The organism is Roseovarius sp. MBR-51, from assembly GCF_053628575.1.
This window is the reverse complement of record NZ_JBRJGQ010000041.1, coordinates 1-10,526: the sequence shown is the minus strand read 5'-3', so window position 1 is coordinate 10,526 and position 10,526 is coordinate 1. Positions and strand designations below refer to the sequence as shown.

At 61.3% G+C, this 10,526-nt stretch carries 8 protein-coding genes and 1 pseudogene; all 9 read right to left on the bottom strand.

Translation table 11 applies throughout. From position 1 onward, the window contains the following. Window positions 1–328: 328 nt before the first annotated feature. The 9 genes and pseudogenes from ACSSVY_RS22190 to ACSSVY_RS22150 all read right to left on the bottom strand — a co-directional run bounded on the left by ACSSVY_RS22190 (window position 329) and on the right by ACSSVY_RS22150 (window position 10,324). Window positions 329–1,162 (bottom strand): MBL fold metallo-hydrolase, encoded by an 834-nt coding sequence (locus ACSSVY_RS22190; protein ID WP_454272177.1) that lies wholly within the window; start codon window positions 1,160–1,162, stop codon window positions 329–331. 290 nt (window positions 1,163–1,452) lie between these two features. Next, window positions 1,453–1,815, bottom strand: coding sequence for a biotin transporter BioY (locus ACSSVY_RS22185; RefSeq protein ID WP_454272175.1), 363 nt, complete (start codon window positions 1,813–1,815; stop codon window positions 1,453–1,455). A gap of 175 nt (window positions 1,816–1,990) precedes the next feature. Beyond that, entirely contained in the window at window positions 1,991–3,157 is a 1,167-nt protein-coding gene (locus ACSSVY_RS22180; protein WP_454272173.1) for an acyl-CoA dehydrogenase family protein, read from the bottom strand. Further along, window positions 3,154–5,157: an acetyl/propionyl/methylcrotonyl-CoA carboxylase subunit alpha gene (locus tag ACSSVY_RS22175; protein ID WP_454272171.1), complete on the bottom strand. Its 2,004-nt coding sequence runs from the start codon at window positions 5,155–5,157 to the stop codon at window positions 3,154–3,156. The genes ACSSVY_RS22180 and ACSSVY_RS22175 overlap by 4 nt, the downstream gene beginning before the upstream one ends. Continuing rightward, entirely contained in the window at window positions 5,154–5,948 is a 795-nt protein-coding gene (locus ACSSVY_RS22170; protein WP_454272169.1) for a crotonase/enoyl-CoA hydratase family protein, read from the bottom strand. Before ACSSVY_RS22170 ends, ACSSVY_RS22175 begins: the two co-directional genes overlap by 4 nt. A 10-nt stretch (window positions 5,949–5,958) precedes the next feature. After that, window positions 5,959–7,557, bottom strand: coding sequence for an acyl-CoA carboxylase subunit beta (locus ACSSVY_RS22165; RefSeq protein ID WP_454272167.1), 1,599 nt, complete (start codon window positions 7,555–7,557; stop codon window positions 5,959–5,961). 3 nt (window positions 7,558–7,560) lie between these two features. After that, window positions 7,561–8,175: a TetR/AcrR family transcriptional regulator gene (locus ACSSVY_RS22160; RefSeq protein ID WP_454272165.1), complete on the bottom strand. Its 615-nt coding sequence runs from the start codon at window positions 8,173–8,175 to the stop codon at window positions 7,561–7,563. 87 nt (window positions 8,176–8,262) lie between these two features. Further along, window positions 8,263–9,162 (bottom strand): annotated as a pseudogene (locus tag ACSSVY_RS22155) (IS5 family transposase); the annotation flags it as partial. Between the two features lie 181 nt (window positions 9,163–9,343). Next, window positions 9,344–10,324, bottom strand: coding sequence for an AbrB family transcriptional regulator (locus tag ACSSVY_RS22150; RefSeq protein WP_454272163.1), 981 nt, complete (start codon window positions 10,322–10,324; stop codon window positions 9,344–9,346). Between the last annotated feature and the right edge of the window lie 202 nt (window positions 10,325–10,526).

Genomic DNA, 10,526 nt, shown 5'->3' with positions numbered 1-10,526 from the left:
GGGCCACCGGCTTTCAGCAATTTGCGGCGCTTGCAGCATAATTGCGTCCAGCAATCGCCCGTTCTCGGGTCAATAGATTTCTTGCGACAGAACCGGATAAGGGTGCCTACCATCTCTACCTGCTGGAAACCGAAGCCCCGATCGGCCGATTGAAGCCGACCGGGAGCGGCGACGAGGTCCGCCTCGGATACTGGTCACACCGACGCAGATGGGAGGACGTCGATGACATGGGCGGTGTTGTCTTGCCCCTCGATGAGGCGCTCGAGTTTATAGCGAACGAGGGCGTTTTATGGACATGGGCCTGACCCAAAAACGTACAAAGTCAAGCTCAGATATATGTCCAAATTTTTCCATCTTGGACCACTCTCGATTCCGAGAGAAGCTTCTCGAGATGTGCCGTAACATTTCGTTCGGCGGCCATTTTAATATGCGGATCGGACTTCTTGTAGACCGAAGCGGCAATATTTTTGACTGTGTCCGGGGTGTTCCTCAGGTGCGCAAGAATCTCCGCTTCCCGACGCATCCGGTTGGCGAGCAGCCGTTCGGCATAGGGTTGCGGATCCCGGAGAACCGGACCGTGACCCGGCAGGCAAATCTTGTCGTCACGCTCGATCAGCCGCTGAAGCTGAGCGCAGTAATCGTGCATGTTGCCGTCGGGCGGGCTCACGATCGAGCTGTTCCAACTCATTATATGGTCGCCGGTAAATAGAAACCCGCCCTGACGCGCAAAGCAGAGGTGATCGCTCGCATGGCCCGGTGTGTGCAGGACAGTAAGACCAGCGATTACCTCTCCGTCCTCCAGGAACCCGTCAGGTTGAAACGCGTCGTCCGGAAATGCCCGCGAGACATAAACGGGCAGACCTGTCTTATCGCGCAATACCGGGGCGGCGCCGAAGTGATCGGAATGGTGATGGGTGACGAGAATCCCGATTGGGTTGGCTCCCAGATTCCCGATAATCGCGTCGAGATGATGGCTGTCTTCTACAGGACCGGGGTCGATAACGAACCGACCCTCGGATGTATCGACGATATAGGTATTCGTACCATAATAGGTCATCTTTCCGGGATTGTTCGCGACAATCCTCTGGATGCCCTCGGCGACCTGTATGCATTGCGCGCGGGGAGGTTCCGGCTCTGTGAAAAACATGCTGCTCTTCGTCATCGACTATCACCACTTTTTTGACAGCGACCGATCCGCTGCCTGCCGAAAGGACATCGCCCCTGTCGCAGCAAGATTCGGAACAAGTTCCGCTGAACGGAGACGTATCCGGCGAAACAAGAAGATATGTTTTTCCGCTTTTGGATTTCGCATCGATCTGACCACCTCAAGACAGGATCCAGTGCCGGTCAAGCCCGCAACTCGGAAATTGAAGCCAAGCGCCCGGTCGTCACATGGCGCAGCGATTGTGGAAACGTGTGAACAGCACCACTGCGATAGCCGCCTTCGCAAGGTCACCGAGCAGGAACGGAAAGAGCCCCGCGACCATACCCGACAAAACCACCCAACCAGAGGAGCCCGGTGCCATACATGAGTATCGACCCGAGACATACCGCGACAGTGGCTCTAACTACTGGCTGAACCCCGCCCAGATTTTGAACCACCCAGCCTGCCGCGACCGCTGCGAGCGCGAACCCAATCAGGAAACCGCCGGTAGGGCCCATGATATAGGCCAGTCCTGCCGGTGTGGGCGGCGCGCCCGCGAAAACCGGAAGGCCAAGCAGGCCTTCCAGAAGGTAAGCAGTGACGACAAGACCACTGCGTATTGGCCCCAGAAACAGCCCGAGGCTCAGAACCACCAGCGACTGGGTCGACATCGGGACCGGGTAGAAAGGCACCGCGACTTTCGCCGAGAGTGTCAGAAGAAGTGTGCCGATGAGTATTATAGAGACCTCTCGGGGCAATCTTGCGATTGGCCGGCGTTGGGTGGTTTCCATATTCATGTAGTTGGTCCTCGTGTCAGCAGATTTTCGACTTTCCTGGAGTTCTGGCTCACATGCGCTTGGCAACTTCTTCCAGCATGACCTCGCTCGCCCCGCCGCCAATGGCCTGCACGCGGGCATCGCGCGACATGCGTTCCACGGGCGTCTCGCGCACATAGCCCATACCGCCGTGGAACTGCACACAATCGTAGAGCACAGAGTTCACAAGCTCGCCGCAATAGGCCTTGACCATCGAGACCTCTTTCACGCAGTCGCGGCCTGCGGCGTCCAGCCTGGCCGCATGATAGACAAGCTGGCGGCCGGCCTCGATCCGGGTCTGACAGTCGGCCAGCCGCTGGCGGATGGCTTGCTTGTCCCAGAGCACACCGCCGAAAGCCTTGCGTTGTCTGACGTAATCCACCGTTATGTCAAGTGCAGTTTGTGCTTCGGCGCAGGCCATCGCGCCCAGAACGATGCGTTCGTTCTGGAAATTCTTCATCACCGAATAAAAGCCCCTGTTGACCTCGCCCAGCACGTTTTCGGCCGGAACGCGGAGATCCTCAAAGATCAACTCGGCCGTGTCCGAACACAGCCAGCCGGTCTTGTTGAGCGCGCGTCCGACCGAGAAACCCGGCGTGCCCTTTTCGACCACGAACATGGTGATCCCGCGCGAGCCCTTGGCATCGGGGTCGGTCTTGGTTCCGACAAAGTAGATATCACCATGCACGCCATTGGTGATGAACATCTTGGTGCCGCTCAGCACCCAATCGGACCCGTCCTGCACCGCACGGGTGCGCATGCCGGCCACGTCCGAACCGGCACCGGGTTCGGTCACCGCGACGGCTGCGATCTTTTCGCCCGAGGTGATCGAAGGCATCCAGCGGGCCTTTTGTTCCGGGGCACCGGCATTTTCAAGATGCGGCGAGGCCATGTCGGTATGCACCAGCACCGTGGCGGAAAACCCTCCGAAAGTGGAGCGCCCGACCTCTTCGGCCAGAACCACGCTCGACATCACACCCAGCCCTGCGCCGCCGTGTTGCTCGTCATAGCGCATACCCAGAACGCCCAGATCGCCCATCCGGCGCAACACGTCGCGGGGCACCATGCCGGAGTTTTCCCAGGCGTCGGCCTTGGCCGTCACTTCGGTTTCGATGAACCGGCGCAACTGCGCGCGGATCATCTCGAGGTCTTCGTTGAAGGGGCCGGTGGCCGCGGCGATGGTGTCTTGTTTGGTCATGTTGTTTGCTCCGCGTCGAGTTGGACGAGTGGGGCGCCTCCGGCGACGGTATCGCCTGGCGCACAATGAATTTCGGTCACCACGCCCGCGACCGGCGCGGACAGGCTTTGCAGCAGTTTCATGGCTTCGAGCACCACGAGCGTGTCACCGGCGGCGACGCAGTCGCCGGGCGCGACGCGCACCTCGGCAACGGCACCCGGCATCGGAGCCGTCAGCAGATCAGCGCCGCTTGCACCGAGGCTGCCGCGGGCAAGGTGTTGATCTTCCAGAGTGCGCAGGTCCGTCGTGGTCATTCCCGCAGGGGTTTGAAGATGCACGCGCCAGTGATCGCGGACGCGTTCGACATGGGCAATGCGCGTGAAGGGAACCCCGTCGATGCGCCCGCTCAAGCGATCGGCGGTCAGGGCGATGGCCTCGGTTGTGATGCTCTGGCCATCCGGCAGCAAGGCGGCAAGCGCGTCCGGGGGGCTGGATATGCGGATCGGCTCTTCCCCGGATGAGGTCCAATAGGACGCAACACCAGACCGTCCCGCAGGGGCCGTGAGCCGCCATGATCCGAGGCTTTCCCACGGCGACCAGCCCGCCGGGGCGAGACGCAAATGCAGCGCCATGGCGGCGAGGCCTAGGTCTCGGGCATCGGGTGCGGGTTGCGTCCAGCCATCCGGGAACAGCTCGACAAGTCCCGAGGTGTGATGCCGAAACGCTTGAAATTCGGGATGGTTGAGAAGCGCGCGCTGATAGGACAGGTTCAGGCCGACGCCGCCAACGGCGAAGGCATCAATCGCTGCGATGACCTGCCGGATCGCCCCTGCCCGATCCGGCGCATGGACGATCAGCTTGGCCAACATGGAATCGTAATGGTGGCTGACAACCGACCCTTCAACGACTCCGCTGTCCACCCGTACCCCGGCAGGCGGCACCCAGAGGGTGATTTGACCTGTTTCGGGGCGGAAATTCTCGGCCGGGTTCTCGGCCGCGATACGGACCTCGATGGCGTGGCCGTGAAACCGTATATCCGATTGCCCCAACAAAAGCACCTCGCCCCGCGCGATCCGCAACTGCCATTCGACTAGGTCAAGCCCGGTGATAGCCTCGGTCACGGGGTGTTCCACCTGCAGGCGGGTGTTCATTTCCAGAAAGTAGTATTTCCCCCCCGCAGGGTCATAAAGGTATTCCACCGTTCCCACCGAGCGATAGCCGATGGATTGCGCCAGCCGCACCGCCGCAGCGCGCATGTCATCGCGCAGGGCGTCGGGCAGATCGGCGGCGGGGGCCTCTTCGATCAGCTTTTGGTGATTGCGTTGAAGCGAGCAGTCGCGGTCGCCCAGATGCAGCACGGTGCCGTGGCTGTCGCCCAGCACCTGCACCTCAATGTGGCGGGCGTGGGGTGCATAGCGTTCGAGGAACACCGCCGCATCGCCAAAGGCCCCCATCGCCTCGGACCGGGCAGAGGCGATGGCCTCGGGGGCCTCTGCCAGATCAGTGACAAGGCGCATCCCGCGCCCGCCTCCCCCCGCACTGGCCTTGACCAGAAACGGCGTGCCAAGCGCCCGCGCCTCTTCGAGCAATCGCGCATCGGATTGGTCCGCGCCGCGATAACCGGGCAGCACAGCCACGCCTGCCTTCTCAGCGGCGGCCTTGGCCTCGATTTTCGATCCCATCATCGCAATCGCGTCTGCCTCTGGACCTATGAACACAAGGCCAGCCGATTCGACCGCAGCGGCAAAACCTGCGTTTTCGGACAGAAAGCCATAGCCGGGATGCACCGCGCCCGCACCGGTTGCGCTGGCGGCGTCCAGAATGGCGTCGATGTTCAGATAGCTGTCCGAGGGGGCCGCCCCGCCGATGCAGACAGCGTGATCGGCCTCGGCCACGAAAGGCGCATCGCGGTCGGCCTCGGAAAAGACCGCGACCGTTTCCAGCCCCAGTGCGCGGCAGCCGCGCTGGATTCGCCGCGCGATCTCGCCCCTGTTGGCGATCAGGACGCGGGTGAAGCTCATTTTACCCGCCATGAAGGAGTGCTTTTTTCAAGGAAGCTGTTGATACCCTCGATGCCTTCCTCGGTTTCCCAGGCGTCGGCCAGACGGTCGGCAGTGTAGATCATGTTGGTCTCCAGCTCGTGGGACGCGACATAGGCGATCAGCGCCTTGGTGTCAGCAACAGCGCCCGGCGCGGCCTGCAGATGATTGCGCACGACGCGCTCAACGGCCGCGTCCAGCTCATCGGCGGAAACGGCCTCGGTCAAAAGACCGATCCGTTCGGCGCGCGTGCAGTCCAACAAAGCCCCCGACAGCATGGTTTCGCGCGAATGCACCTTGCCGATGCGGGCCACGACATAGGGCGAGATATTGGCGGGCAGAAGGCCCAGCTTCACCTCGGTAAGGCCAAAACGCGTCCCTTCGGTGCCAATCGTGTAGTCGCAGACCGAAATCATGCCGACGCCACCGCCATAGGCTGGCCCGTTGATCCGCCCGATCAGCGGTTTGGGCAGCGTGTCGAGACGGCGCAGCAGATGCGCAAGCGTGGCGCTTTGGTTGACCCGTTCGGCGCGGGATTTGTCGATGTTCGACGAGAACCAGTTGAAATCCCCCCCGGCGCAGAAGCTCTTTCCGGTGCCGGTCAGAACCACGATGCGCACCTTGTCGTCGTCGGCCAGTTTTTCGGCGGCGTCCGTCAACTCGGCGATCAAACGGCCGTTCAAGGCATTGTGTTTGTCCGGCCGGTTCAGGATAACGGTGGCGACACCGCGGGCATCGGTCTCAAGCAGGATGGTTTCGTAGGTCGTCGTCATGGTATTGGCCTCACATTCTGAATATGGGCGTGTGGCGCCCTGTTTCGGGCACCGAACAGACTATGGCCAGACACAGCCCAAGGATATCGCGGGTTTGTCCCGGCTCGATCAACCCGTCATCCCAGAGCCGCGAGGTGGCGTAATAGGGATCGGACTGTTCGCCATATTGGGCGCGCACCTGCGCCTCGATCTGCGCCATGTCGGCTTGCATCTTTTCAGGCTCGCCGCCCTTTTGGCGGCGCAGTTCGAGCATCACGTTACTGGCGATGTCGGCGGACATGGTGGCCAGTTCCGCTGTCGGCCATGCAAACAGAAAATTTGGCGCGAACCCGCGCCCGCACATGCCGTAATTGCCCGCACCGTAAGAGCCGCCCAGAAGGACCGACAGGCGCGGCACCTTGGCTACGGACATCGCATAGACCAGCTTGGCGCTGTCCTTGGCGATGCCGCCCCGTTCGGCCTCTGTTCCGACCATGAAGCCCGAAATATTATGCAGGAACAAAAGCGGGATGTTCCTCTGATCGCACATCGAGACGAACTGCGCTCCCTTCAACGAGCTGTCGGAAAGAAGCGCGCCGTTGTTGGCCAGGACACCCACGCGATAGCCATGGATGCGTGCCGTGCCGCAGACCAGCGTTTCGCCCCAGCCGGGCTTGAATTCGCGGAATTCGCCCGCATCGATCATGCGCAGCAGAACCTCGCGCATATCATAGGGTTCCTTGCGGTCGGCGCTGATGACACCGAGCAATTCGGACGAGTCATGGGCGGGCGCTTCGGGGGGCGCCTCGGGCCGCATCGGGCGCGATTGACCAAGCTCGGCCACGATGTCGCGCATCAGCGCGAGGGCATGGTATTCGTCCTCGGCCAAGTGGTCGCATACACCGGAGACGCGCGCGTGCATTTCGGCGCCGCCCAGCGTTTCGCCATCGACCTCTTCGTTGATCGCCACCTTGACGATCGATGGCCCGCCCAGATGGATGCGCGCGTTACCGCGCACCATTATGACCTCGTCCGACAGCGCGGGAATATAAGCCCCGCCCGCCGTGCAGCCGCCAAACACGGCAGAGATCTGCGGCAAGCCGCTGGCCGACATGTTGGTTTGACGATAGAAAGAATTTCCGAAATGGCGGGCGTCGGGAAAGACCCGGTCCTGTTCCGGCAAGTAGGCCCCGCCGCAATCCACCAGATAGAGGCATGGCAGACGGCTTTCCGCCGCGATTTCCTGGGCGCGGATGTGTTTCTGCACCGTCTCGTGATAGAAGGAGCCGCCCTTTACGGTGGCGTCGTTGGCAATTACCATACAGGGCAGCCGATGGACCACACCGATGCCGGTCACGATCCCCGATCCGGGAACCTCGCCGCCGTATTGGCCATAGGCGGCCAGCGAGGACAGTTCCAGAAACGCGGTGCCCGGGTCCACCAGCAGGTCGATCCGGTCGCGGACCATAAGCTTGCCACGCTTGCGGTGACGGTCGACCATGTCGGGTCGTCCGCCCGAAGTGGCCCCGGCGATCCGCGCGCGCAATGTCTCGACACGTTCGCTTTGCGCCGCGTGGTTGCGTGCGTAGGTTTTGGAGGCGGTCATCACCGCAGATTCAAGACGAGCCACGTATCAGGTATCCTGTCTTTCAAGTATTCCGTTGAGAAACACATCGGCATAGGTGCGCGACAGCGCCTCGGCGCTACCTCGTTCCGGGTCGAACCAATCAAGCGTGGCGTTCAGTGCGCCGATCAACATCAGGCGCAGGCGGCGGATGTTCACATCGCCCCTCAATGCGCCGTTGTCCTGAAGCCGGGACAGCAGGGCGTCCCATTCGGCCTCATAGGCGCGGCGCGTGGGCAGGTTGGCATCTTTGACGGACTGCGGCACCTGGCCGAAAATGCGAACATTGGCTGAGGTATAATCGCTGAGGTCGATAAGTGCGCGCAGATGCGCCCCTATCGCGGACCGCAGCGTCGCTTCGGCACCGGTGCCCGCGGGCAAGGCGGACACGGCTTGGCGCATGCTTTCATGAACGACCTGAACCCCGACATCCAGAACCGCCAGGACGATCTCGTCCTTGGAGCCGAAATGATAGTATATGCTGCCCGCCTTGATCCCTGCGGTCGCGGCGATCGTTCTCAGCGACACGGCCCCATAGCCCTGTTCGCGGAAAAGCCGCGCCGCGACGTCCAGGACACCTTCTCGCCCAACCGGGTTGCGGGTGCTTTGGGGCGGTTGCTTCACTGCGGCTTCGGGCATAAACGATTAACTGCTTCCTCCATAACTAACAACCGTTAGGTATCATTGTCTGTGTCAACCGACAAGGGTTCCGTCGTAACCCTTGTCCGCCCCGAGCGTCAGGCGCCGGGTCGAACCCGGAGAGTGGCGATTGATCATCTCTAGCGCCGCCTTCCGCTCGCCACGGCCATCGGCGTAGGTCAGGTCGGCCTGCACCACGAGGCCGTTGCGGTTCTCCATCAGCGTATGCCCCATGAAACAGAGCATCGCCGCGGCGCCCGGCGCCTTCTTGTAAAGGCGCGCATCCGGGTCTGTGACTGAAGCATGGGTGGCGTTCGAGCGCTTCTCTCCCCGGAAGTTCACCTCGGCGTTGCGGGGCTGGCGGGGCGTATCCGTCATCGGCTGGGTCTCGGTCTGCTGGGGCTGGTCGGTGTCCGCGGAGGTCTCATCGGCTGGTGGTGATGGCGGCCCGCCGGGATCATCATTCTGCGGCGGCGCTGTGCCATCCTTCGGCTGAAATCTCTTCATCGAGGCCCAAGCCTTGATCAGTGTGCCATCCACCGAGAAGTGCTCGTCCGACAGCAACGGCTTGACCGAAGGGTGCGCCAAGATCGCGGCCATCACCTTACGCGACATGTCGGAGGTCAACAGCCGGTCGCGGTTCTTGCTGAACACGGTCGGGACCCAAACGGGATCGTCGATGCCGAGCCCTACGAACCACCGGAACAGCAGGTTGTAGTCCATCTGCTCCATCAGCTGCCGCTCCGAGCGGATCGAGAACAGGATCTGGAGAAGGCTCGCCCGGATCAGGCGCTCCGGCGCGATGGAGGGGCGACCGAAGTCGGTGTAGAGCGCACCGAACTCGGCATCGAGGCTCGCCAGCGAGTCGTTCACGATCTGCCGGATCTTGCGAAGTGGATGACCAGCTGGGACCCGCTCCTCCAGGTCCACATAGCTGAACAGCGATCCGCTCGCCTCGTCCGTCCCGCGCATCATCAACTCCGCCGCCGCTGCCGTGCCGGAAGTGAATCATGTTCTCGAAACCGCGTCGAGCCCGGTGTTTTTCAGCAGCCTGTTAGATGTCTCCATGTAAACAGGCATGCCAAATTCTCGCATTAGCTGGTTCGTTCAATCCTGATTTTCCAGAGGCCCTAACTTGAGCTGACATTCGCTCTCATCGCAACTCCCAATAGTCAGCCAAACGAACCGTAACACTGATGATAGAGCTGGCAAATGGCAGAATGATGAATATGCGAACAACGTGGAAAGCCGTCACAACCGCCAGCCCATCCTCAAGGATCTTCGCGGTCAGGGCCATTTCGGTCACGCTCCCAGGAGCAGTGGCCAACAGCATCACCTGCCATGTTTGATCCGTGACCCATGTCAGGACTACGCCCATCCCAATGCAGAGTGCGATGAGCAGCAGGGATGCGGCAATAGCGCCCGGTATAAAGCCGCGTGCGCGGCGCAAAAGATCGCGATCGAAAACTGCGCCAAGCCAAACGCCCAGAAACACCTGAGCCACGACCAGCAAAGGATAGGGATAAGCAGTGATCGGCAGGCTTAACGCGGCGGCTACCGCAGCCCCACCCAGTGATCCGACAAAAAATGGATTGGCCAAACTCACAGATCGTGCAATCAAGGCACCAACGCAGCCAGTCACAGCCAGAAGGATGGCGCCCGACACAGTCCAGTCCATGCGGCTGAGGGCCGCGACCGGGTCTTTCACGGTCCCGTCGAACGCGACGATCGCGGGGGGAATCAGGATGACGAGCAACATGATTCTGAGCGTTTGTGCGAAGACGACCGGACCGGGAAGCACGTTGTGCTTGACCGCAAGGTTTGCGCTTTCGACTGGTCCCATCGGGATGGAAGCCAGGACTGCCGTGATGACATCAACCCGGGTGGCGCGCATGAGAAACGCGGCTACCACGAAACCGAGACCAATCGTCAGAATCGCGGCACCCACCATTGGGATCAACAACGAGACCATGGCACCAACCGCCTCTGGAGTGAAGGAAAGCCCAACAGATGTGGCGACAAGGACTTGGCCGATCTGTCTTGTTTCCCCAGGCACGTGCAGAGGCCGTTCCGCCATGCGAACGGTAGACGCGAACACCATGGCCCCGATCATCCACGGGAGTGGAAACTGCATCCAATAGGCGACTAGCCCAAAAGCAACCGCTCCGGAATAGATAAGAACAAGACGGGCAAGGGACTGGCAAGATTTCATTTATATTATCGTTCTACAGCGTCGCATGAGGTTCCGTCGCAAACTTTGCCCAATGTCGGCATAGCCTGATCTGCGGACAGAATTATGCTGCAAGCTCCGCAAAGGTCTGGAATGCGGTTGCGCC